This window comes from Engelhardtia mirabilis (assembly GCF_007748095.1).
Lineage (GTDB): Bacteria > Planctomycetota > UBA1135 > UBA1135.
Genome location: NZ_CP036287.1, coordinates 1,673,680 through 1,698,150 on the forward strand (window position 1 = coordinate 1,673,680; position 24,471 = coordinate 1,698,150).

Here is a 24,471-nt window from a genome sequence, read left to right on the forward strand (position 1 = left end):
CGCCGCAGACGCCGTCGGGCGAGCCGGAGACGCTCCCGTCCATTCGGGGCCGCGTGGCCGCTACACGCCGGAGCTGAAGACGCCGACCACGGCCGACGACGCTAGGGGCGCGAGCAGGGTCCCCAGGCGCGCGAGCTGACCCGACCAAGAGATGGAGAGTCCATTGCGCTCGAGCCAGGCGTCGGGGTCGTCCGCTGCCGCGCTGGCGGCAGCACCGAGGCGGCGGCCGACGACCTCGAGCGCAGCGGCGGCGGGGAGGTAGATCGCGGCGAACATCAGCGAGTAGTAGGCTCCGGCCGACAGGGTGCCTGCGGCCACGAGGCCGTCGAGCCCTGCTGCGCCGCTCCCATCGACGCCGTTCATGAGCGCGAGGAGCCAGGTGTAGGCCGACTCGGTCATGAAGCTGACCAGGGCGCCCATCGAGCCCACCTGCCACGGGGCCTGCCGGACCGCGGCCGCGATCGAGGTCGAGGCCACCAGGCAGGCCGCGGCGCAACCGCCGATCAGCAGGAAGACCGCCACTCGCCATTCCACGTGGGCCACGAACTCGGCCGAAGAGAAGGCCGCTGCCCCGCTTCCGTCGAAGGATTCACTCAGCGCCGGCCGGATCGACGCGGCGCGAGCTTCGAACGCCAGCGCGACGACGTAGACGAGGGTGGCCAGGGCCAAGGCGCCGGGGCCGACCCATCGAGCGCGGGGGCCGAGCGCGACGGTCGGCTCGGGTGCGTCGGTCGTGGCATCGGGCTGCGTCGTCTGCGGGCGTCCCTCCCCATCTCGCCATGAGTAGCCCTCCGCGGAATCAGGATCGAGCCCTGGGGTCGGAGTCGCGAGGCTGGCGAGCGATCTGGCCCCGGAGGGGGCGGTCGAGAGACCCTCGTCGGGCTCGGATCGAGCTGGCCAGGGGGATCGATTGCGAGCCTCCTGCCCGGCTCTGGCCTTCGCCGCGGCGATGATCGCGGTGCTCCCTCCCTCATCGGGGCCGGGTCGTGTAGCTGGGCCGAACCTCAACGACGACGCTCGACTCCGGATCGAACGTGTGGCAGCTCTCGATGTCGCGTCCGTAGGTGTGCAGCGACAGCGTCAACGCGTCGGTCGGGTTCTCGATGCGGTGGTACTCGTCGTGCGGCGGAAGCACGCTCGTCACCGCGCCCTGTTCGGCGCGCAACGAGCAGGTCGGCGCCAACTCCGCGCGATCGGGGTCGCAGCCGTCGTCCAGGCGGTCGTAGGTCGTGACCTGCAGCGCGCCCTCGACGACCGCGACCGTGCCCCAGGTGCCGTGGTCGTGGGGGAGGCTGTCCCCGCCCGGCGGCCAGGCCATGACGATCACGACGATGCCGCTGCCGGGATCCTCGTACAGCAGGTGTCGACCGTGCCGAGCACCGTCGGGGGCGCGCACGCGCTGGTCGAGGACGAAGCCTCTCGCCAGCAGCTCACGCATCGCCTCCTCGACGGCGCGGACCGTGGACCTGGGCGAGCGGTGCGCAGCGCCGATCTCGGCGATGCGGTCGAAGTAGCGAGTGAGTTCCGGATCCATGTCGGTTGTCGTGTTGCGGCGGCGCTGGATCCTCCGGCGCAGTCCGTGCGATCGTCAACGGTCGCGCGGGCGAATCGCCGGCGCCGTTCGGACGCTCACGTGAGGGGCTGCTGGCCCGGGACGGCACGGCGCCGGCCCCCGCGCTGCTGGCTGGGCGCGGCCCCCCCTGGCGACGGGCAGCCCGGGTGCTCGCCGTCTGCCGCTCGACCGACTTCGGTCTGCCGGGACCGGCTGCCCACTCGCTGCCGAGGAAGGGAGGACTCGGCCCTCGTTCAGGATGGAGCACCGTCCGACGCGGCGGGCCCGGGGGCCGTCCGCGGTCGGCTCGGCCTCCGAGCGGGCCGGGCTGACGTCGGCGCGTGGGCGTCGCGAGCCGAGCCATTGCTCGACCGGCGTCAGGAGCGCTGCTGCTCTCGGGGACCCTCGAGCCCGTCTCGTCGGGGTCGGAGATCGGGGAGCTGCCGGCGTTCGGTCCGGATCCGGCGGGCGAGGCCCTAGTGGGCTCAGGGCGACGGTCGATCGAAATTTCGCTGCAATAAATTGCAACCCTGCGGTCGAGCGAACGTAGCCGGGCGGTGCCCCTGCCCTGGGGCCGACCTTCCCCGCAGACTCGACTCCTCGAGGCTTCCAGACATGACGTCCACCCTGCTGATGCGTCCTTCGTCCCTCCGTCTCCTCGCCCCCGCCCTGCTCGCCGCCCCTGCCCTCGCCGGCCAGGGCTGGGTCGCCACCTTCGGCGGCGCCGGCTTCGATTCCGTGGAGGAAGTCGCCGCCACCCCGGACGGCGCCTTCGTCGCGGTGGGTAACACCACCTCCTTCGACCCGTCCGGGGACGTCTGGATCGCCCGCGTGGGTGCCGGCGGCTCCGCGGCCTGGGAGCGGATCCTCGGTGGCGCCGGGGCCGACTCGGTCCAGTCGATGGTGCCGACCGCCGACGGCGGTGCGTTGCTCGTGGGCAGCACGGCCTCGTTCGGCTCCGGCGGCTGGATCGTGAAGGTCTCGTCCGCGGGCAGCATCGCTTGGCAACGGACCTACAAGGGGACCAAGCAGTTCAACGCCGTCGAGCACTCGCCCAACGGCTACTACGTCGCCGGCTCGATGGATCAGAACGGCGTCTACAACGACGCCTGTGTGCTCGAGATCGACCCGACCGGGGCGCTGCTGTGGCAGAAGCGCCTGGCCGGTGATGCCGAGGACGTGGCGGCCTGCCTCGCGGCGTCTGACGACGGCGTCTTGGTCTCGATCCAGTCGAGCTCCGGCTTCCCGGGCTCGCCCAAGGTCGATCCGGTGCCCTTCACCCGCCCCTGGCTGGTCAAGCTGGATCCTGCGGGCGACGTGCTCTGGCAGAGGGTCTACAACATGAGCGGCGGCGACGTGATCAACGACATCGTCGCGACCGACGACGGCGGCTACGTCGCCGTGGGTGAGATCCTCGCCATGGCCTTCTTCCAGGGCGACTCCTGGACCATGCGCCTGGATGCGGCCGGCGACCTGCTCTGGGACCTGCGCGCGGGCGACAGCTTTTCACTCGCCTTGGATCAGGGCTCCCAGGTCGTCGCGACCCAGGATGGTGGCTTCGTCGTGGCCGGCTCGACGGCGACCGCGGGCGCCGGTGGCGAGGACTTCTGGCTGCTCGGCTTCGACGCCGGCGGGACGCTGGTCTGGAACACGACCCTGGGCAACACGGGCTTCGACCGCGGCCAGGCCATCGCGACCGCGCCGGACGGCGACCTGATCGTGGGGGGCTACGCCCAGGGCTTCGCGAGCGCGTCGATCGACGGCCTGATGATGCGCGTGTCGCCCACCGGTCAACTCGACGCGGGTTGTCAGCTCGCAGGCGGGGCAACGCCGAACGAGTGGACCTCGCAGCTGAGCATCGGCGTGCCTGCGGTGACCCCGTCGAACCTCGCGCTGGTCCCCACCAGCCCGCTCGGAGGCACCCTGCCCATCGACACCTGGTCGTTCCTGTGTGCGCCTCAGGCGGCGGTCGAAGGGCTCGGCTGCGGCGTGAACCCGGCCGGGAGTCTGGCCGTGTCGGGCACGCCGGACCTCGGCGGGTCGTTCTCTATCGAGCTCGACAACCCGCTGGGCACGCAGACCGCGGGGTCCCTGCCGCTCTTGGCCCTCTCCGCGGCCCCCGCGGTGGCCGGCTCGTCCTGTGGCATCCAAGTGCCCGGCTTCGGCATGGCGGGCCCGGGAGCGGTGGGCGAGCTGCTCGTCGCGCTGCCCTCCTTCCAGACCCTGCCGGGGACGCCCTGGGGCGGCGCTGGCTCGCCGTCCACGGTGGCTCTCTCGGTGCCGAACGATTCCGCACTGCTGGGCATCTCGATCTTCGCCCAGGGCGTGCTGATCGACGCCGTCGGGCCGGTGACGATCGGCCTGACCGAGGGTGCCGAGCTGCAGCTGGGCAACTGAGCTGATCCTGACCGAGCGATCGATCGACGCGGCGAGTGGGCCGCGTCGCTCGTGATCGTTCGCAGGGGCGACCGGCGCTGCTCTCTCGAGAAGTTCAGTCGCGGCCGCCCGGAGAGGCGCTGGAATCCGTAGTGGGCGCGGGCCAGGCGGCCCGATCGCGCGGCTCCGGCCGACGGCTCGACCGATGGCGAGTACAGGCCGTCCTGCCTCCGGAACGCAAGGCGGCGTCGCACACCCCTGGGTGTGCGACGCCGCTGCACTGGAATCAGTAGCCGACGGTCAGGCGCAGGCCGTTGGTGGCTTCGACGCCGTCGCCGCTCTGGGGGAACAGGTGCAGCACGCCGGCCTGCAGGAAGAGCATCGCGCCGTGCAGCGACGGGTCGTTCGGAACTCCGACAGAGACCGAGCTGCTGCCGTTGGCGCCGAGGATCGGGAGCTTCTGGGCGTAGAACAGGTCCACTAGCAGCGTCTCGCCCAGGAAGGGCACTTCGGTGGGAGCGAGGCCCCAGAAGAGGAAGGGCACGCCGAAGGGCTCGCCGCCCTCGACCGTGAGGGTCGAGGACTCACCAGGGACCGGGGGCGAGTCGATCGCGAGGCTCGGGCCGGCCGTCGGGCCGCCGCTGGGCCAGTAGATCTCGGCGGTGGCGAGGACGTCGGCCGGCGCGTTGCCACCGGCGAGGGTGGTCGACGTCAGGGAGAACAGGAACGCCGCGCCCGGGTTGAGGCCGGGCCCGGTGCCCGTGCTGTAGGCCCCGGCGAGGACGTGCTCGCCCTCGACGGCGACGGACGCGCCGAGCGCCCCGGCGTCACCCACGTCGGTGGGGAGCAGGGTCTCCTCGACGATCCAGGTGCCCTGGTCGTTGCGGACGAAGGTGTGGACCAGGCCGGGCATGGCGATCTCGCCCACGTGGGCGAAGCGTGCGCCGACCGCGAGCCGCGCGCCCTGGACATCCAGAGCGTCGCCGAACTTGGAGTTGGTTGCGTGGGCGGGCGCCGAGAGCACCTGGGCTAGCTGGACCGTGGGCAGGAAGGGCGCGGTGTCCACGTCGTAGATGTGGACCGCGCCGTCCTGGAAGCCGATGCCGTCGACGTTCTGGGCCCCCACGAAGAGCTGGTCGCCGTCGAAGTCGAGCGCGCAGCCGAACAGGTCGCCGGCGTCGAGGGAGCCCGGCTGGATGGTCGGGCCGACGAAGGGACCGATCGAGGTCAACAGGAAGTGCCGGACGGCGCCAGCGCTCGACTCGAGCTGGGGTGACGTCGCCCCGGGCTGGCCCACGAACAGGTCGGCGGTCTGGCCGCCCGGGCGGGCGCGCAGGGCCAACTCGACGTTGTAGATGCCGGTGTCGAGGCCGCTCACGAGCTGGTCGAACTGCCAGTTGCCGTCGACGTGGCGGTAGATGAAGGCGCGACTGTCGTAGGTCGGCGCTTGCTCGAGGGTCGAGACCGCGAGCCAGTCGCCGTCGGCCGAGAGGGCTGCTCCGAAGCGGTCCTGGAAGGCCGGGGCCGGCGCCTCGATCACGCCGGCGGCGAGCCATTGGCTCCCCGACCGCTCGAAGACGTGGACGCGGCCCTGGTCGACCTGGGCGCCGTCGGCCCAGGTCGCCGACACGAACAGCCGGTCGCCGTCGAGCTCGATCACCTTGCCGAAGCGGTCGCCCGACTCGGGGCCGTCGGGACTGGTCAGGAGCTGGGTGGGCACATAGGTCGCGCCCTGGCGGCGGTAGACCTGGACGGCCTGACCGCCGGTCGAGCTGACGAAGGCCCAGCCGTTCTCGAGCTGGACGTCGGAGCCGAACAGGGTCATCTCGGACCCATCGAGCGTCCACGGGGTGAGGTGGCACCAGCCATCGGCCAGGGCCGGGGCGGAGCCGAGGAGCAGCGCCCCGAGGGCGCCGGCGAGGGCCGGAAGGGTGCGGGACTGGATCACGGTCGATGCCTCTGGGCGGGGGGGGGTGGAGTCTGTCGAGGCCGACGTGTTCGGCCTTCACCCCGCTACGCCGAGACCGCCGGCTCGGACCGACACGCGGAATGGGATTTCTTGCGGCGCACCCTTGTGGCGATCCCACGCCGAGGGGGTCCGTGGATCCAGACCTGATGCGCGCGGCGTCGCCACACTGGCCCAGCCCCGAACTCGAGGGGCGTGCCGGGTGCGAGCAGGCTCGCGCACTTCGATCAGCCCGCGCGCTTGGGGAACGCTTGGCGAGCCATCGGCCTCACCAAGCAGCCGTCGCGGACGAGGGCCGTCAGCCGGGAGCCCACAGCCAGCTCGGGGCTGCTCCCCCTCGGACCGCGAAGTCCGGGAAGATCGAGGGCGTCGCACCGTCGTACCGCCCGTGACGGCACCCACGCCTCGACAGCTTGTCTGCCTGCTCCTGTTCATCGGGCCCGCGGCGAGCTGTGGGGGAGATCGAGCGCGGGGCGGGGACTCGGCGGCGGCCGCGGAGAGACGAGCCGCTGACTGGGCCCTTGCGCAGGTCGCCGGCGTGGTGTCGTCCGGAGGTCTGCCGGTCGAAGACGCCTTCGTCGAACTCGTCCGGCCGAAACCGCACGCAGTCGAGGCCGCCTTGCCCGGGTTCCGCAGTGGGCTCGACTACTCGTCCTCGGATCCCGTCGCGACGGATGCAGCCGGGGCGTTTCGACTCCCCGTGGAGTTTCCGAGGATCCCGTGGCACCTCCGAGTCTGGCGGCCAGGCTATGCCGAAGCCGTGATCGGCCCGGTGGAGCCCGGGACGACGGGATTGGTCATCGAGCTCTCGCGGGGCCGCCGAATCGCGGGTCGCGCAACCCTTCCGGGCGCGGAGGCCGGGAGAGCGGCGAAGGTGATCCTGTACCGCTCCCCGCTGGATCCCGAGCAGCCCGACGTTCCCGACGGGCGAGTGTTCGTGGCCGCGACCGACGTGAACGGAGCCTTCGATCTCGACGGCGTCTCGCCAGGGGCGTGGTTGGCGCACGTGCGCCCCCAGGGGCCACCGAGTCGGCACGTGGGTTGGCCGCCCGATCAGCGTCGCCCCCAGCCCTTGCCCTTCGTCGTGGACGTTCCCGCGCAGGGGCGATTCGCGGGGGCTGTGACCGAGATCGCTGGCGAGCCGTGCATCCTCCGGGGCCAGCTCGGGTCGGACGAGTCCACGCCGCTGGGGCTCGCGGAGCTGCTCCTCGTCGGAGACCGAGCGCTCCAGGTCGACTCCTGCACCATCGACGAGAGAGGAATCTTCGAGTTGGCCGTACGCGAGCCCGGTCGCTATCGACTGGTCCTACATCGCGGGCCGCATCGGGACTACAGGAGCGTCTTCCACGACCTCGTCGAGCTCTCGGAGGGCGAGAACGCATGGACTCGGTGGCTCTCGGTGGCGGACTGGCCCCGAGAGGGTCTGCGCTTCGACGAGTCGGATCCATCAAGTCCCGAGGTTCAGTGGCGGTCGCGCTAGCGGACTGATCGAGTCGCCGTGACGCGCGACCTCGACTCCCTCGACGATCTATCAGGCGGTCATCAGGCACCACGCTCAGTCCGTCTGGGCGTTCGGGTTGCAGCTGCCTCTCGTCCGCTGCCGGCACCGTGCATGCCGAGCCGTCCTGAGCGGGGCGCGAAGTCCTGCCCGGGATGGGCGCCCCGCACGCACGAGCAGCGGCTCGGTCCTACGCACTGGCGCCGGAACCCCGTGCCTGGTCCGGGCTCGGCGTCGAGTAGCGTTGGCCACGCGATGCGGCGTCAGCGCTCCGCATTCTCGATGCCGCGCGCCGGCCTGATCCCGATGGTGTAGTCCGGCTGATTCTCCCAACCGAAGTTCCGCATGCTCGAGCGCGCGTTGGTCGCGCCGAGGTCGAACGAGCCTCCGCGGAAGACGCGGACGTCGAATCCGTGCTTCGGAGCGACGGGATCGCGGGTCGGCGTGCGGGCGTAGAAGGCGTGGTCGAACTCGTCCAGGCACCACTCCGCGACGTTGCCGTGGAGTTCATGCAGGCCGAAGGCGTTGGCGGGGTAGTGACCCACCGGCATGTGGATGATGCCGCCGTCCTCGTGGTCGGGCCACAGCACGATCGCGGGCCAGACGGCACCGTCGTCACTGGCGGTCTTGTCGGCGATGTTGATCAGGCCCTGCAGTTCCTCGCGGGTTGCGCCGAACGACCACGGCGTGTCGGTGCCCGCGCGGGCGGCTTGCTCCCACTGGGCCTCGGTCGGCAGGTCCAGGCCGAGGCGCCCGAGCGACTGGACCGCCGCGTTCCACGAGACCTGTTCGACGGGGTTCAGGAGCGTCGTGACGAGCCGGCTCGGCCACTTGTTGTGGCTGGGATTGTCTCCGGTGGTTCGCAGCCACTGGCCCTGGGTCATCTCGTACTTCGACACGAACCACGCCGAGAGCGACACTCGGTGGACCGGGAACTCGTCCTCGTAGGCCTCGGGGTCATAGTTGCGCGCGGCCGGATCGAGGGGCTGGGCCCCCATCCAGCACTCACCGTCCGGCACCAGGACCAGGACGACCGCCGACTCCTCGGTCAGCACCAGGGAGCCGGACGCCCCGCGCTCGGGGGGCTCGCCGGTCGCGAGGTGCGCGAACTCCCAGAGTCCGGAGTCCGGGTCGGGGCCCAGGGGCACCAGCCCGAGCTGAGCCTCGAGCTCGAGCCCGGGATAGGCGGATCGAATGGCCGGTAGCGCCCGTTGCCAGGCGACGTCCAGGTCGCCCCCGGGGGCATGGCCCGCTTCGAGCCTCGCGGCGAACCGCAGGCGCTTGCCCACGCTCCAGCCGTAGGCCGCACTGGTCGCGTCGGGGGCGATCAGCTCGCGCTCGGCGGCCTCGAGGTCGCCGATCAGATCGGTCAGTTGGTTGAGCCACCAGCGCGCCTGCTCCGACTCGGCCGGGAACTCCAGGGTCACGCGGTCGGTCCCGGTGCGGAGCTCGTCGATCTCGGCTTCCAGGGCCGCCAAGGCGACCTCCTCGGCGGCCAGGCCCGCTGCCGAGCTGCGCGAAGCGATGCCGGACTCGATCAACTCGACGTGCTTCGTGAGCTCACCTCGCTGGATGTCGGGTGCGGCGTCGCGCGCGGCAAGGCTCGCCTCGCGCGCACCCACATCGTCACCGATGGCGAGGCGGCCCCACGCGATCGTCTCGAGCAGCGCTGCACGATAGGCGCCCGTGCTGTCGTCGACGACCGCCTCGGCGATCGCGACGCCGCGTGGCTCCTGTCCCAGGACGGTCCGCCGCGGCGTCACCAGGCTCCAGGCCACCGCGTTCCATTCGAGTGGGTCGTCGGGCAGGGCGCTGCGGTCCAGGACGTGGACCGGCAGCTCGGCCTCGTCGCGCCGGACCGCGAGGGCCTGGCGTCGGACGGCGAGCTCGCTCTCGAGCGCCGCCTGACGAGCGTCCCGGCGCGCACGCTCGTCCTCATCCGTCCGAATCCGCGCGAGGGCACGCAGCTCGTCGCGCTTCGCCCGGTGGAGCGGCAGGTCGGCGACCAGTGTGTTCGCCCGCGCCAGCCAGTCACGGAAGGCCCCGAGGTTCTCGGGGTGGGGCGGCCAGAGCTCGGCCTGTTCGGCGACCAGGTCTTCCAGATCCTGGGCGGCGGCGAGGCGCAGCACGTCGTCGCGCTCGCGATCGGCGTCGGCGGCGAGTGTCGCGTTGTGATCGGCGAGCCCCGCGTTCTCCTCCGCCTGCCGCGCGTTGATCGCGAGCAGGATCGAGACGATGACCAGCGCTGCCAGGCTGACCGCCGTCACGGCCGCGGGGGTCGGATTGCGGCGCGACCACTTCACCGCGCGGGCGAGGGCGTTCGGGGCCTGGGCGACGATCGGGCGATTGGCCAGGTGGGCGCGCAGGTCAGCGGCCAGGGCAGCGGCGGTGTCGTAGCGCGAACCCTGCGACTTCTCCAGCGCCTTGCCGCAGATGACGCCCAGCTCGCGCGGGCACTGGGAGCGCACCTTCGAGGCCTCCGGCGGCTCGAACTTGGCGATCTGCTCGGCGATCTGCTGGGCCGTGTCGCCGTCGAACGGCCGACGCAGCGCCAGCAGCTCGTACAGCACCACGCCGAGGGAGAAGATGTCGGTCCGGTGGTCGATCGCCGAGCGATTCGCCGCGACCTGTTCCGGGCTCATGTAGGCCCAGGAGCCGGCCACCTCGCCGGTCATCGACAGGACCGACTCGTCGCTCACGCGCGCCAGCCCGAAGTCGGTCAGCTTCGGCCGGTCGTCGATCGTGATCAGGATGTTGGCGGGCTTGACGTCGCGGTGGATGACCCCCGCCGCGTGGGCGGCGGCGAGCGCGTCGGCGACCTGCGCAACCAGGTCGGCGACGTTGCGGTAGTAGCCCTCGGGCACCACGTCCTCGGAACGCACGGACTCGATGAAGTCCTTCAGCGTCCAGGAACCCTCGACGAGCTCCTGGGCGATCCAGGCGAGCCCCTCGTCCCTGCCCGAGGCGAGCGTGGTGACGATGTTGGGGTGCGCCAGTCGGCCGCCGGCTCTGGCCTCGCGGGCGAAGAAGTCGACGGCGCGGGTGTCGAGCAGCTCCGGCAGCACGAGCTTGAGCGCGACCGTGCGGCGCAGCTCGGTGTCCTCCGCCACCCACACCTGGCCCATCCCACCGCGGGCGATGAACTCACGCAGGACGAAGTGCGCGACGCGCGCGCCCGGCCGCAGCTCGGCGGAGCCGGGGCGGGGACTCGAGGCCTTCGCGGGAGCGTCCGAGGAGCGGTAGAAGAAGCTGCGGTCGCTCTTGTCCGACGGGGCGGGCGGCGGGGAAGCGGGCATCGGCCGCCAGCATGGCACGAGCGAGCCCTCTCGGTCGGCAGGTCCGGGGTGTTGCCTGCGGTCCGCAGCGCCGGCCGGGGCGCTGCCGCGCGGGTCCTGGTGCCGTGACGGAGGCAATGGCCCTCACGCGGGTGGATAGGTGTCGCGCGGGATCTGCGAGGGCGGGTGGCTGGTGCGGGCCAATCCGATCCACCGCCGGCCCGGGGCTGGAAGACCTCGGACTCGGGATCGCCGCTGAACAGCAGGAACGCGACCAGGTCCTTCAGCTCCCGCGAGATGAACCGGTCGACCAAGCCGAGGGGCATTCGGGAGATGGAACGCTCCTCGATCGATGCGATCGCGGAGCGCAGGAGCACGGCGGGCGGGGTCCCCAGCGCCCGCGGATGGACGGTGACCTGGTCGGTGTCCTCCACGAGAATCCCCACCGCGCGGCGTCCGTCGGTCGAGGAGCGAGAAGTCGTTGGCGACCGTCGTGAGGTCGGGCCCCATCGCGCGGCCCTGGCCGTCGAACCGATGGCACACGCTGCAGGCGGTGGCGCGGTAGAGGTTCTGACCGGCCGCGAATTGAAGTGCGACAAGCTCGCGACCCACCGTTGCGATCGCGTCGTCGCGCATGTTCTCGAGGAACTTGGCGCAGCTGTTGCCGCCGGGATGCGTCGAGGCCGAGAGGAAGAACTCGAAGTACTGCTTGCGCAGGGGCAGGGTCCAGCCCCGCGTGGCGTTGCGCAGGAGGAAGGCGTAGGCGATGCCCGGGACCGGCGGCATGTCGGCCAGCATCTTCGCGATCGGACGGCCGTAGGTGTCGTTGCGCGCGATCAAGTCGGCCCACTCGGGTAGGCCCTCGCCCTCGCCAGAGCGGATCAGCTCGAGGGTCTCGGCGGAGGCGAGCATCTGCGCTGATGCGGCGACGCGCATCAGCGCATCAGCGCATCAGTAGGCACTCCCAACCGCGTCCACCCAGTAGCGGACCAACTGGAAGGGGCGACGACCGGGGACGTAGCCCGTCGGGACGTTGTCGGCGTCCGCAGTCCTTCCGTAGGTCTCGACCACCAGGCCCCACTTGTAGCGCCAGGCCTCGTACTCCGAGGGGGCGGCGATCGAGCCCACGGTCGTCGTGAACCGGCTGGTCTCGGAGTAGGTGATGGCGTAGGAGCTGCCCGACTCCGAGCTCTCCGCGCCGGAGACCTCGACACCGATTCCAACGCCCCCTTCGACCTCGACCGAGACGGTGCGTTGGGTCTCCGTCGTGTCCTCGTCGAGGAAGGCGATCTCGAGGTCGTTCGAGCCGGCGCCTTGGCCGACGTCCTGCTCGGCCGGGTACTGCCAGTGCAGACTCCCCGTCACCGCGTCGTCGAGCTCGCCGAAGGTCGGGTAGGACTGGATCTGGCCGGGGACGTGACTCAGCACGTCGTCGCCGATCCGATCCTGCGGGGGCATGTACGAGTTGAAGTAGTCGAGCGTCCAGTTGTAGGTCAGGGAGTCGACCGGAACGTTGACGGTCATGAGCTGTCCCACGGCATCGGGGTCGGGAGCGCTGACGATCCGGTACTCGTAGGCCCGGTTCAGGGTGCCCTGGAAGATGATCGTGTCGGCGTTCGCCGAGCCGCTGTAGCCGCTGACGTAACTCACCTGAGTCGTGTCCAGCTGGGTGGTGGTCAATGTCTTCGCGATCGTGGCCTTGCCGCCGGCCTTGATCAGACCGAAGACGTCGACGTCAAAGCCGACAGCGGCGGCGACCGTGGTGCCGGTGGTGACGCCCCAGGTCTGCGTGGTGCTGACCCCCGTCTCGTAGCGCGTCGACGTGTCGGCATAGTTCTGGCTGATGCCCGCGCGCGTCGGCGGGGCGCTCAGCACGGCGATCGGAATGGGGCGATCCAGCGTCAGGAATTTGTGCCCGGTCGATTCGACGACCACCCCGTCCGCGTCCCAGTCGCCGGCAACCATCACGGGCGTGCGACTCTTGATGATGGCCCCGGGGAAAGTCCGATCCGGCAGTGGGGACCACCCGATCACGGGGCTGGTGCCCAGGACCCAACGCTCGAGGACGGCCTCCGAGCTGTAGCCCCGCAGAAGGCCGCACATGAGCCCTTCGGTCCCGTCCCCGTTGAAGTCGCCGGCACAGAGGGTCGGGTTCTCGCCGTCGTAGGCCTCGCCGTACAGGGGCAGTTGGAACTGGCTCCAGGCGTCGGTCACCGGCTCGTAGTTCAGGATCGACACGGTCCACGGTTGGGCGCTACTGCCGAAGCCGTGGGGCGCGATGACGGCCAGCTCGTCGTGTCCGACCTTGCGGTCGAAGGCGGTCATCGCCCAGTAGTGGTCCCCGGGCTCGTCCACGTCTCCGATGGTCGCGAAGTTGCGTGAGGCGATGGTGCCGTCGGCCTGCCACTCGTGCAGCAGGATCCCGAGCTGCCCCCCGAGGATGGAGGTCTTGCCCGTGGCGATCTCGTCCTTGCCGTCGCCGTCGAAGTCGCCCACCGCGGACTTGACCCCCAGGGTCAGGTAGTCCTTGGACAGATAGATCCAGTCGTGGACCTGGACCATGGTGGTGGCCCCCTCGGGCAGGTCGTAGAGGCGCACGGCGTGGTGCCCGGCATGGGTGGTGTCCCCCGCGAGCGAGACCACGACCTCGGGGCGGCCGTCCCCGTCCACGTCCGCGGGCCAGGCCCACAGATCGATGTGCGAGCCATCCCGGTCCATTCGCATCAGCTCCGACGCTCCGTGCTCGGGGTCGTCGAAGACCAGCACGACGGCCTTGCTGGCTTGGTTGCTGAAGTAGTTGGAGCGCGCCACGACGATGATCTCGTCGCGGAGGTCCCCGTCGATGTCGGCCAACTGCACCCGCGCATCCCGGAGCGAGTACGAGCCCGGGTCGAACGAGAGGATCTGCGTGGTTTGTACGCTCCCGTCCTGCTGGCGGTCCGCGCTGTAGAGCGCGGCCTTGGTGCCCGAGTTCGTGATCGCCACGGCGACCCATTCCTTGGCCCCGTCGTCGTCCAGGTTGCCCGAGGCGGCGCCGCGCAGCGCCAGGCCGGGGCCGAACAGGCCCTGGGAGCCCGGCGCTTGGGCGAAGCTCTCGTCCTTGCCCTCGTCGATCCAAACCTGGGTCTTGGCCCCGCCGGTGCCGTACCCGCTGAGCTGCTCGTCGTAGGGCACGACGACCATCGTCTCCGCCAGCTCGACGAGGACGGTGCTGGCGGTCCCCAGGGGGTGGAAGGTCGGCGGGTGCGGGTCGGTGTAGGTGAAGGCGTCCGGGGTGTAGCTGCCCTCGTTCAGGCTCGGCGCCGGCGCCGCGGGCTGACTGCCGGAGCAGGCGCCCATGACGCCCAGCGCGAGAGACAACCCGAGCGCGGTGATGCACCGGGAGCGGAGGAGAGGGCGATCGAGGTCGGCTGCGGGATTCATGGGTCTCCTCAGGAGCTCCAGTGCGGTTGCGAGGCGGATCGGGGAGGCTGGGGGCGAACCCCGCTTCCCCTCCCAGAGCCGGTTCCGGCGGGGTCCCCAGCTCGCGGCGCCTTTCTGCGATTCCCGCGGCAAAATCGTCGCGACCCAGGCCCCGAGGCCCCCCCCGGGCCTCAATCCCGCGCCGCTTCCCACTCCAGCTCCATCGCGACGATGGAGTCGACCTCGGCGCCGATGGCGGCCCACAGGTCCAGGGCCCGCGCGGCCACCCTCTCACCGTCCTCGCCCAGGGCGCGCAGGGCGTCCAGTTGGGCCTCCCCCCGCACGTCCTCGTAGGAGCGGTGCGACTGCATGCGGCGCAGGGCGGTCGAGGCCGCCCGGAACGAGCCCTGGGGATCGGTGCGCAGCTCGAGCTGCCAGCCCTCGAGATCCTCGCTGAGCCAGTCGAGGGCGCGCTGCGCGTAGGCGACCCGCTCCCCGTCCCTGAGGCCCCCGAGCTGGCACGCGGCGGCCGCGGACCCCGCCAGGCTGCGGCGGTACTCCGCGCCGGCTTCGGCGGCCAGGTCGGGCACCCGCACGAGCGCCTGCTCGTAGGCGCGCACCGCGAGAGGGTGTCGCTGGGAGTAGCTCGCAGCGAGGGCCAGCAGGTAGGCATCGAGGTCGGGGTCGGGCTGCCACAGGCCGCCCTCGAAGGCGTCGAGCCGCGCTGCGAGGTGCAGCAAGCGGTCCGCACCGGATGCCCAGGCCTCGGTCGGGACGGACCACGCTGGCTGAGCCGAACCCAGCTCGTGGCCGCGCCGGTAGGACGTCCCCGCGCCCGCGAAGTCCCCCCGTTCCTCGAGGGCCATGCCCAGGTTGCAGTGGGCGAAGGCGTTGGACGGGTCGAACCGGATCGCGGTGCGCAGCGCTCGCACGCTGGCCTCGCGCTCTCCGACGCGCCCCATCAACAGTCCGTACTTCATCCAGCGATCGCTCTCCGCGATCCGTTCCCGCTCGGACTCGACGCCTTCGACGTCCTCGACGAGGAAACCCTCGTAGAGCGCGATCGCCTCCTCGTAGTGGTCGACGAAGAACAGGGACTTGCCCAGGGCGCGAGCCATCGCGAGCGAGTCTGGGTCGGCCTCGAAGCTCCGCCGGGCGGCCTCGACCTGCGCGCGCCGACGTCCGCGGGACTGCTCGATCCGAGCCAGGACGTGCCAGGCGTGGGAGTCCTCCGGCGCCAGCTCGAGGGCGTGTCGTGCGGACTCGAGCGCGTCCCATCCCCGTCCCAGGTCCAGCAGGCAGTCCGCGATGTGGCTGCGAATGTGTCCGTCGTTCGGCACGACGCGCGCGAGCGCTTCGAACTGCTCGAGCGCGTCCTGCATCCGATCCTCGCGTCGGAGGAGTCCACCGAGCAGGTGCCGCGCGCCCCAGGTCCCTCCGCAGGAACCCAGCGCGGCGAAGGCGTGCTCCAGCGCCTCCGGAGTGCGCTCGTCGCCCCGATCGGCGAGCAGCTGCGCGAACTCGTGGTTGAGCCAGCAGTCACCGGGGTGGACCGACAGCGCGCGCTCGTAGGTTGCTTCCGCTTGGTCGAGCGCGCCTACGATCCTCAGTCCTCCCCCAAGGAGAGCGAAGGTCGGCGCGGCGAAGTCCAACGACGCGTCGGCGGCGGCCAAGGACTCGAGCGCCCCTCGATCGCGGGCTCGAATGGCGTCACGAATGGCTACTCGTGCGAGATCCGGATCGAGTTCGTTGCCACGCTCGAGCATCCGGTTCGCGAAGTCGCCTCGCTCGTCGCCCGGTCGCCCCGAGTACACGAAGTAGTACAGGGCCCATTGTCCTAGGGCGTTGGCCAGTTGGGTCGCGATCGCGCTCTCGCGCGCTGCCGGCGGGATCGGAGACTCGAGTGCCAGCCCGTAGCTCGCGAATGCCGCAGCGAGGTCCGCATGGGCGTTCGCGAAGTCGCTGCGCACCATGGGAACTCGTACGCGCTCCAGCCGATCCAGCATGAGCCGATCGCGGTCGAGTTCACGCTGGACCTCGTGAGCGCGTTCGGCACCGGCGCGGGCTCGATCGCGCAGGTCCAGGACCTGCTCAGCGAGTCCGGCCCGCACCTCACCCGAGTTCAAGAGACGCCCCGCCTGCTCTGCCTCGAGTAGGGCCAGGTCCCAAGTCGACGGGTCCTCTTGACCGGTCGCCTGGGCGCGCGCGAGGGAGGCCAGGGCCGAGTCGTGGGCTCCCTGCACCGCTGCGGAGCGACGCTCGACGCGCGACAGTTCGTCTTGATGGCGCACCCAGAGGCCCGCGCCCGCCGTGGCCAACGCGACGAGGACGGCGCCCGCGAGCGCGAGGCCGAGCTTGCGCCTGCGGCGCTCCTCACGGGCCTCGACCCGGGCTGCGGCGGCAGCGACCTCGGCCCGGCGCGCCGTCTCGTCCTGGAGCGCGAAGTGCGCGGTCAGGGCGTTCGCGAAGGCCATCGCATCACGCGGGCGGTCCGTTACGTGCTCGGCCAGGGAACTCTGGGCGAGGGAGAGCAACTCGGGCTCGGCGCCGCAGTTCCTGAGCGCCAGCAGCGCGGGCTGCAGCTCCCCTGCGCGCGCGCTCCGCAGGGCCTGCACTCGGTCCCCACGGAACGGCGGCTCTCCGGTCAGGATCTCGCACAGGAGGGCGCCCAGGGCGAACACGTCTGAGCGCTCGTCCATGAGCTCGACCTCGCCGCGCGCCTGCTCGGGCGGCATGTACCAGGGAGTGCCCATGACCCTGCCGGCGAGGGAGTGCGGGCTGTCCGGCCGGGGCGCTGGCTCGCGCCCGGGCTCGAGGCCGCACGCGGAGCCGAGGGGCGGGTCGGCTTCAGGCTGATCCAGGAGCTTCGCCACCCCCCAGTCCATGACCTGGACCTCACCGAAGGCTCCCACCATCACGTTGGAGGGCTTGAGGTCCCGGTGGACCAGTCCCTGGGCGTGGGCGGAACCGACGGCCTGCGCGACCTGCTCGAGGACCACCAAGAGGCGCCGCTGGGACGCCCTGGCCTCGACGGCGCTCGGCTCCCGGCCCCCTGCACGCTCGAAGAGCAGTTGCGTCAGCGTGCGTCCCTGGACCAGCCGCATGACGTAGAACGGATCGCCGTCCACGGTCGTGCCGCACTCGTGTACCGGCACGAAGCAAGGGTGCGCAAGCCGTCCGGAGACGAGCACCTCCCGCCGGAAGCGATCGCGGGCCTGTGCGGCCTCGTGCGGACCGGCGCGCAGGATCTTGAGAGCGACGTCCCGCTCCAGGTCGGGGTCGTGGGCGAGGTGCACCACCCCTCCACCGCCACGCGCGATCTCCCCCAGGATGAGGAAGCGGCCCACCTGCACGGGCGGCCGCACCTCTCCTGCGCCCGACGGTAGGCCGAGGCCTGGCTCGCAGCCGGAGCGGGACTCGGAATCGAAGGCCACGGCCAGGGCGCGCTCGAGGAAGCTGGGCGGAGGGGCCCCGTCGTCTGTGTGCTTGGCCATGTTGGGTGGGGGCGCAGGCCGTGCGTTCGCGCTCCGCCCCATACAGGTTCCGAGTGAACGAGGATCTCGCGCGGAGTTTCTGGCTCATTCGTCGATCAGCTCGACGAGGCGCTCGCTCTCCAACTCGATCTGCGCGGCCGTCGCTCCGGGGTGCTGCGAGCCCACGATCTGGAGCAAGTGCCGGTGGAACTCCCGCCGGGCCGTGGCGTACTCGTGGTGCAGGAAGGCCGCGTCCTGCCCCCCCTGTTCGGCGATGACGGCGATGGACTTGCCCTCCCCGAAGCGCTGACGCAGGAGTTCGAAGCGCGCGGCCTGGCGGCCCCCGTGCGCGCGGGCCGCCTCCTGGTGCAGGCGTAGGGCCGCGCGCAGGACGCCGATGGCGAAGGCGCGGTCGAAGGCCTGGGAGAGGCTGCGCTCGTCATCGGGTTGAAACTCCGCATGGAACGTCCCCCGCTCGAGCCGATCCGCCCGCCGGCGACCGCGCTCCTCGACCCGCTGGGCCACGTTGCGCACGACCCCGTAGAGGTAGCCGCGGAATCCGCTCGCCGCCCCGCGCTGCACACGCTCGAGCACGCCGCCGTCCTTGAGGCACTCGACGAAGACCTCCTGCTGCGCGTCATCGACCTCCTCGACCAGGGCTGAACTTCCCCAGCGCGCAAGCAAGTACGCCCGGATGGCCGGAAGGTACAGCGCTGCAAAATCCTCTCGCGCGCGCCCGTCTCCGTCGCCGGCGGCCTCGATCAGGGTCCAGCAGGTCTCCCGTTCCACGATTTCGAGTTTGGACGGTGCCTATCCGGCGCGCAACCAGGCCGCTGGGTGTCCGCGACGATGCGGAGCGGCTCGGGGCTCAACCTGTTGTTCGACCGGGACTTGAAAGCTCTGGACTACGCCGTGGCGAGCCCTCGCGAAGCGGCGGCCGAGATCGCGGTGCGCCCGCAACCTCGAGGGCGCAGGGGGGCGACCGCCATGCGCCACCTACTGGACGCCGAGCCGCGACCAAGAGCCTCGGCCTAGTCCGATCCGCCACCGGCTGGGGCCTGGAAGAGCTCGGACTTCGGATCGCCGCCGGACATCAGGTAGGCGACGAGGTCCTTCAACTCCTCGGGGTTCAGGCGGTCGACCAGGCCTTGGGGCATCTGCGAGACGGAAGACTCCTCGATCGAGGCGATCTCCGCGCGTTCGAACTCTACCGGCGGGGCCGAGAGGGCCCGGGGATAGACGGTGACCTTGTCCACGTCCTCGACGAGGATGCCCACCGCAATGCGCCCGTCGTCCGCCACGACGGTGTGCGAGCCGTATTGGTCCGAGATGACCTTGCTGGGCTCGACGATGGCCTCGAGCAGGTCGGGGAGCGAGAAGTTGTTCGCGACCGTGGTCAGGTCCGGCCCCATCGCGCCTCCCTGGCCGTCGAACCGGTGGCACATGCTGCAGGCCGTGGCGTGGTAGAGGTTCTGACCGGCCGCGAAGTCACGTGCGACCAGCTCGCGACCCACCGTTGCGATCGCCTCGTCGAGCGTCCACTGCCTGCCGGGTCCGACTGGGGGCGTCACGTCCGCCGGCAGGGCCGCGACCAGGGACTGCCCGAGCAATGGCGCGAGGGAGCGCTCATCGGCTGGGCTCAGCTCGGCGGCGGCGTCGTCGCGCATGTTCTCGAGGAACTTGGCGTAGCTGTTGCCGCCGGGGTGCGTCGAGGCCGAGACGAAGAACTCGAAGTACTGCTTGCGCAGGGGTAGGGTCCAGCCCCGCGTGGCGTTGCGCAGGAGGAAGGCGTAGGCGATGCCCTGGACCGGCGGCATGTCGGCCAGCATCTTCGCGATCGGACGGCCGTAGGTGTCGTTGCGCGCGATCAAGTCGGCCCACTCGGGCAGGCCCTCGCCCTCGCCGGAGCGGATCAGCTCGAGGGTCTGGGCCACGACCTTGGTCGAGTCGAGGTAGACCAAGAGCCGCACCAGCTCCGTGTTGACCGCCGTGGAAGACGAGGGGAGCAGCGGCTCGAGCTGGGCCAGGATGCGCTCGCGGTCGGCCTCCGCAGGCTCGCCCTGGCGTGCGAAGGCGACGGCGTAGGTACGCAGCGCGGCCAAGAGCCAGGGCTCGTCGAGCGCACCGGCGTCGATGCGGCCCAGGGCCCCGACGATCGAGGAGAGGTCAGACGCTGAACCCTGACGCGCCAGGGCGAGCAGGGCTTCGATCGCGGCGCGTAGATCGGACTCCATCAGGGCGCGGGCGCGCCAGGTCTCGGCCGGCTGGTTCTCGACCGCGATGCGCGCCGCGAATCGAACGAAGCGGTCGTCGCTCGACAGGGCAGGCCAGGCGGCGTCGAGGGCCTCGGGATCGATCCGGCCGTGGAAGGCCTCGAGGGAACGGCGGAGCTCGCGTGCCGCGGAGCTCGCGTCGGCGTTCGCGGGACCGGCGGCCGCGGTGGACGCCGAGCCGGTGTAGCGAACCCGGTAGAGGGCCGACTGGGTCCCGCGGCCGCCGACCGCGAAGTAGAGGGCCCCGTCGACGCCGACGGTCGCGTCCGTCAAGGCCAGGGGCTTGGCCCAGACGAACTCTTCCTTGGTCGCCGTGTAGCTGGCTCCGGCGGGCTGCAGATGGACTGCGTAGATCGTGCCGAAGGTCCAGTCGAGGGCGAAGAGCGCGCGCTGGTAGCGATCAGGGAAGGCCAGGCCGGTGCCGAAGAGCAGGCCCGTCGGCGAGCCCGGGCCGATGTCGAGCGTCGCGGGCAGCGAGTCCTCGTAGTACGCGGGCCACTTGCCCGTTCCGCTGCGCCAGCCGAACTCGCTGCCGCTGGTGGCGTGGCAGATGCGCGTGGGGCGATACCACGGCAGGCCCAGGTCCCACTCCATGTCCGCGTCGTAGGTGAACAGCTCGCCCTCGGGGGAGAGGGCGATGTCGTACTGGTTGCGGTAGCCGTTGCTCACGATCTCGACGTTTGTGCCGTCGGGCTCGCAGCGCGCGATCCAGCCGCCCGGCGCGAGTCGTCCCCGGGCGTGGCCGCTGGGGTCCCACTGGCGCGGCAGGAGCAGGTCCTCGCCCCAGTTGGACGGCGCGCGCGAGCCGTCGAACTGCGGCGGACGGGTGTGGTTGCCCCCGATGAAGTACAGGCCCTGGCCGTCCTCGGTGGGCACGATCGCGTGGGGGCCGTGTTCGCCCGAATCGGCGATCTCGATCAGGTGCTCGGCTCCGTCGAGTTGATCGTCGCTGTCGGTGTCCTGAACGCGCCAGAGCCCCTTGCCGCTGACGTTCACGTAGAGGGAGTCGAAGGCCCAGCACAGCCCCTGCGCTCCGCTGAGGTCGACGGGCACCCGTTCCACGACTGTGGTCGCCGCCGGATCGCCGACCTGCGCCGGTGTGATCCGATAGAGCCCGCGGTCCCGTTCGTCGCTGGCGTACAGCCGCCCCTGCGGATCCGACGTGAGCGAGACCCAGGAGCCCTGGGAGCCGCCCGGCACCGTGTACAGCAGCTCGGCCTCGAAACCCGGCAGCAGGGTCAGGTCCTTTGCCAACCGCGGAGCCTGGGGGGCGCCGGTCTCCCCCCGGGAGATCCCGTTCGCGCCGCGAGCGAAGCTGTCGAGCGTGATGCGCGGGCTCCAGGGCAGGCCGCCCTCGCCGACCCTGCCGAGCACCTGGACGCCCGACTCGGAGGACGACCGGGCAGGTGCGACGCGCCACGACGCGTCGGTGACGACCGAGCGTCCGCCGCCGAGGTCCAGCTGCAGGACGAGACCCCCGGGTCCCGACTCGTTGCGCGCGCCCACCTCGAGGGTGTTCTCGCCCGGCGCGAGGAGGTCGGACACGTCCCAGGCGACGAGCTCCTCCCAACGGTCGTGGCTGCCGACGCGCTGGCCGTTGATCAGGACGTCCATCCGGTTGTCGCAGGTCCCGATGAGGACGGCGTCGCTCGGCGCTTCCGCGAGTTGGAAGGTCTTCTCGAAGCTCAGCTCCTGGTCATCGGCGGTGACGTCGGACCAGATCCAACTCGGCGGTGCCGGCGCGCCGCCGGTGGACGAGAGGCCGGAATCCACGGGGCGATCCGGCGCGCAGGCCGCGAGGATCAGCGTGGGGAGCGCGGCCGTCAGTGCCTTCGAAGTCTTGGTCAAGTTCTGCTGCTCTTCGCAGGGGGCCACTTGCGTCGGTGGGGGAGGCAAGCAAGCGTAGCGAGAGGCTGCTCGTTCGACACGCATGGCGCGGTTCGCCCCTTGGCGAGCTCACCTCGAGCTGTGGTGCCGGGCTACCAGCTGTTCGAGGAGCCCGGGAGCGGGCAATCAGGCCGATCGGCGACGTCGAGGCGGCCCCGAAGCTGGGGATCGACGTGGACCGGCCCCCAGCGACGGCCACCCCCGACTCGAGCGCGATGCCGGGCCAGGTGAGGCCCGCGATCGGATCCAGATGCGAGATGCGGGCACCGCTTCCAGCGGCGAGAGGGTGTCCGGCGTCGCTCGCCACCATGCCGCACAGTGACGTCGTTCACGCAGCCGACGACGACGGCGGCGAGGCCGCTCCAACCTGGTTTCATTCGCCGCCACGTCCCGATGGACGGCGGGGCAGCCGAATCGAACCGATCGAGTTCTTGGAACAGCCGAGCTCGCGATCCGCGCAAGGTCGAGCACTGACGCCGCCCCAGCACACGATCGGGCGCTCGTCAGCGAGGGCCGCCGCCGCCCGGATGGATCCCACCCGCCCCGAGTGGCGACTCCGGTTCGACGCGCTCGATCTTGTGGGCCGGAACGCCGCCGTAGACCGAGCGAGGCTCGAGCGCGCGGTGCTTGGGGACGACGCTGAGAGCTCCGACTTGGGTCTGGTCGCCGATGGTGACGCCGATCCCGATCACGCTCTTCAGACCGACCGTGACGTAATTGCCGAAGTGAATGCGCGCGGTCTTCACGACGCCGCCCTCGACCAGGTGTCCCGACGCATGGGCGTCCGAGCCGATCACGACGTGGTCGCCGAACTCGAGCAGGTTGTGGTCCATCAACGAAATGGTGTTGATCCACACGTCTCGTCCGACCTTGGCGCCATTCAGCCGGTGGTACCAGCTCCAAAGGGGGGTCGCCCTCAGCACCGTACCGGCGAAGAGCCGGACCAAGTGGATCGAGACCGTGTACCGCACCCAGCGCAGGAGCGGCCAATCCAGATCGTCGATCCGCATCTCCGCTGCGTCGGGCGTGCGCCAGCCCATCAGCCGCATCGCCAAGGCCGAGAGCACCATCAGCGCAATGCAGAACAGGAGGTAGGCGGGCATGAACGCCATCGAGAGCACCACGATGCGGACGTAGGCGTTGCCGAACGTCCAGTTGAAGTGCCAAGTCCAGAACAGGGCTCCCGGCAGAACGGACAAGCCGAAGATGATGCTCTCGACCACGAAGCCGGAGAGCACGGCCCAGGTGACCCGCAGCATCCGGTGGAGTCGATCGGTGCGGGTGCGACGTCGAGCTGTCATGTCGGCATTGTTCCGAGCGATCGGTGGGGCACGCAACGGACTCGCGTTCGAGACGGGCCATCGGCTCGCCCTGGGCCGACCCGGGCGGCGAATCGGCGCTCTGGTCTCGATCGAGTGGCGGAGTAGCCGCGCCCCGGCTGGACGTCGCCCGCAGGGCCCCCGGCCGACGGAGGTCGAGCTGCGGACGGCGTGGCACGGGTCCGCTGCTTCTCGGCGACAGCCGGCCAGTGGTGGCGTCGTGGAACGGATGCAGCGCCCTGGCTCCCTGGCCTGTGAGGGTCAGCGTGCCGCTCGAGAGCTGTGGGGCCCATGTCGGTCGTCGACCCAGTCTCCTCGAGCCAGGGCGATCACCGCGATCGGTGCCCGATCGAGCGGATGTCGAAGCTGACTGCACGTCCGCCGGCCCGGCGCTCGGACCTGGGAACGGGCCTCGCTCGGGTCGAGGACGTCCGGCCCCGGGACCGGGGCTCCGGCCGAGCGCAGCCGTGGTCAGTGGGCCAATCGACCCTGGCCCCGACAGCTCAGGCGAGCTGCCCACTAGACTGCCGGGGGGCGCTGCGATCGAGCACCGGCCCGACGGCTCCATCTCCCACACCCTCGTTCGTCTCCTGCCGTGCAAGAATCCAACGTCTACGACGTGATCGCCGCGTTCTGGTGGCCCGCGGCGGTCCTGCTGTCTGCGGTCATATTTCGAGCGCCCCTGACGACCCTTCTTCGTCGCAGGGAGATTCGGGTGCGGTACGGATCCATGGAGCTGGTCGTTCCGGCGTCGGAGACCGAGTCCGCGCTGCAGGATGTTTTCGCCGGCTTTCTCGAGCAGTACGAGAGGCTCCTGCGGCCCTTCCATCGCGAGGTGATGGAGACTGTCCTGCGATCGGTCGAGCCGCGCCGAGTCGACGAGGTCATCGAGGGCTTCGACCGCGACGATCCCGAGCACATCGGATGCCTTCGGGCCCTGAGAGGCCTGGGCCTGGTGGTTCCGGCGGGCGGCGGTGCCTGGAGCTCGGAGACTCGGATCGAGGTCACGGCGTTCGGCCGTTCCTTGACCAAGTACCTGCGGTCGCGCCGCGCGGAAGCGTGACCGTCGACAGGGCTCGGCCGAAGAAGGACGCGGGCTCGGAGCTGCGGACACTGCAGGCCAGCCGACACAGCCGATCTCGATTGCAAGAGCCAGTTCGGCCGGCGGCCGTTCGTCGTCTTGCGAGCGATGGTCGCTGCGGATTGGCGATCACGATGCGATCCGGACGGGCGGGCGGGCGGGCGGGGGCCCGCGGTTGTGGCGGCCAGAGCTTCGAGCTGCGCGGTCCGCTGGAGTACGGCCGAGGGCGTACGACGCCAGCTCGACAGACAGGGTCGATCAGGCCACGGTGCGCCGCGCGTCCGTGAGCGGACGCGGGCTCGACCCTATCGCAGCCCTGTCGAAGCTCTTTGCGACCCATGTGATGGAATTCTGGAGGCTCATGGGCGG

Annotated in this window: 13 protein-coding genes; 3 read left to right on the top strand and 10 right to left on the bottom strand. The window is 70.9% G+C overall.

Annotated features, from left to right (window positions below):
* Positions 1-60: 60 nt before the first annotated feature.
* Entirely contained in the window at positions 61-669 is a 609-nt protein-coding gene (locus Pla133_RS06015; RefSeq protein WP_145063496.1) for a hypothetical protein, read from the bottom strand.
* 301 nt (positions 670-970) lie between these two features.
* Positions 971-1,534: a cysteine dioxygenase family protein gene (locus Pla133_RS06020; protein ID WP_145063498.1), complete on the bottom strand. Its 564-nt coding sequence runs from the start codon at positions 1,532-1,534 to the stop codon at positions 971-973.
* A gap of 633 nt (positions 1,535-2,167) precedes the next feature.
* Here Pla133_RS06020 and Pla133_RS06025 point away from each other — a divergent pair.
* Positions 2,168-3,949, top strand: a complete 1,782-nt coding sequence (locus Pla133_RS06025; protein WP_145063500.1) for a hypothetical protein — start codon at positions 2,168-2,170, stop codon at positions 3,947-3,949.
* Between the two features lie 265 nt (positions 3,950-4,214).
* On the opposite strand, the gene Pla133_RS06030 is transcribed toward Pla133_RS06025, so the two are convergent.
* Positions 4,215-5,876, bottom strand: coding sequence for a hypothetical protein (locus Pla133_RS06030; protein ID WP_145063502.1), 1,662 nt, complete (start codon positions 5,874-5,876; stop codon positions 4,215-4,217).
* Positions 5,877-6,654: 778 nt separating this feature from the next.
* Here Pla133_RS06030 and Pla133_RS06035 point away from each other — a divergent pair.
* On the top strand, positions 6,655-7,374 hold the full coding sequence (locus Pla133_RS06035) for a hypothetical protein (RefSeq protein ID WP_145063504.1): 720 nt from the start codon (positions 6,655-6,657) through the stop codon (positions 7,372-7,374).
* Between the two features lie 281 nt (positions 7,375-7,655).
* On the opposite strand, the gene Pla133_RS06040 is transcribed toward Pla133_RS06035, so the two are convergent.
* From Pla133_RS06040 to Pla133_RS06070, 7 genes are all read right to left on the bottom strand, one after another.
* Positions 7,656-10,688 (bottom strand): bifunctional serine/threonine-protein kinase/formylglycine-generating enzyme family protein, encoded by a 3,033-nt coding sequence (locus Pla133_RS06040; protein ID WP_145063506.1) that lies wholly within the window; start codon positions 10,686-10,688, stop codon positions 7,656-7,658.
* Positions 10,689-10,811: 123 nt separating this feature from the next.
* Positions 10,812-11,603, bottom strand: coding sequence for a c-type cytochrome (locus Pla133_RS06045; RefSeq protein ID WP_145063508.1), 792 nt, complete (start codon positions 11,601-11,603; stop codon positions 10,812-10,814).
* Positions 11,604-11,618: 15 nt separating this feature from the next.
* The gene (locus Pla133_RS06050) at positions 11,619-14,090 is read right to left on the bottom strand and encodes an FG-GAP repeat domain-containing protein (RefSeq protein WP_145063510.1); all 2,472 of its coding nucleotides are present in this window, start codon (positions 14,088-14,090) and stop codon (positions 11,619-11,621) included.
* A 170-nt stretch (positions 14,091-14,260) separates the two neighbouring features.
* The gene (locus tag Pla133_RS06055; protein WP_419192176.1) at positions 14,261-17,563 is read right to left on the bottom strand and encodes a protein kinase domain-containing protein; all 3,303 of its coding nucleotides are present in this window, start codon (positions 17,561-17,563) and stop codon (positions 14,261-14,263) included.
* Positions 17,564-17,647: 84 nt separating this feature from the next.
* On the bottom strand, positions 17,648-18,331 hold the full coding sequence (locus Pla133_RS06060) for an RNA polymerase sigma factor (protein WP_145063514.1): 684 nt from the start codon (positions 18,329-18,331) through the stop codon (positions 17,648-17,650).
* A gap of 242 nt (positions 18,332-18,573) precedes the next feature.
* Positions 18,574-21,663, bottom strand: a complete 3,090-nt coding sequence (locus tag Pla133_RS06065; RefSeq protein WP_419192177.1) for a c-type cytochrome — start codon at positions 21,661-21,663, stop codon at positions 18,574-18,576.
* Positions 21,664-22,205: 542 nt separating this feature from the next.
* Positions 22,206-23,003, bottom strand: a complete 798-nt coding sequence (locus tag Pla133_RS06070; protein ID WP_145063518.1) for a hypothetical protein — start codon at positions 23,001-23,003, stop codon at positions 22,206-22,208.
* A gap of 613 nt (positions 23,004-23,616) precedes the next feature.
* On the opposite strand from Pla133_RS06070, the gene Pla133_RS06075 reads away from it, so the two are divergent.
* Complete coding sequence (locus tag Pla133_RS06075) at positions 23,617-24,084, top strand: hypothetical protein (RefSeq protein ID WP_145063520.1); 468 nt, start codon at positions 23,617-23,619, stop codon at positions 24,082-24,084.
* Positions 24,085-24,471 lie beyond the last annotated feature (387 nt).

Excerpts from the sequence above, each read along its gene's own strand:
- Pla133_RS06020 (WP_145063498.1), bottom strand. The coding sequence starts at position 1,534 with ATGGATCCGGAACTCACTCGCTACTTCGACCGCATCGCCGAGATCGGC.
- Pla133_RS06025 (WP_145063500.1), top strand. The coding sequence starts at position 2,168 with ATGACGTCCACCCTGCTGATGCGTCCTTCGTCCCTCCGTCTCCTCGCC.
- Pla133_RS06040 (WP_145063506.1), bottom strand. The coding sequence starts at position 10,688 with ATGCCCGCTTCCCCGCCGCCCGCCCCGTCGGACAAGAGCGACCGCAGC.
- Pla133_RS06045 (WP_145063508.1), bottom strand. The coding sequence starts at position 11,603 with ATGCGCGTCGCCGCATCAGCGCAGATGCTCGCCTCCGCCGAGACCCTC.
- Pla133_RS06050 (WP_145063510.1), bottom strand. The coding sequence starts at position 14,090 with ATGAATCCCGCAGCCGACCTCGATCGCCCTCTCCTCCGCTCCCGGTGC.
- Pla133_RS06055 (WP_419192176.1), bottom strand. The coding sequence starts at position 17,563 with ATGGCCAAGCACACAGACGACGGGGCCCCTCCGCCCAGCTTCCTCGAG.
- Pla133_RS06070 (WP_145063518.1), bottom strand. The coding sequence starts at position 23,003 with ATGACAGCTCGACGTCGCACCCGCACCGATCGACTCCACCGGATGCTG.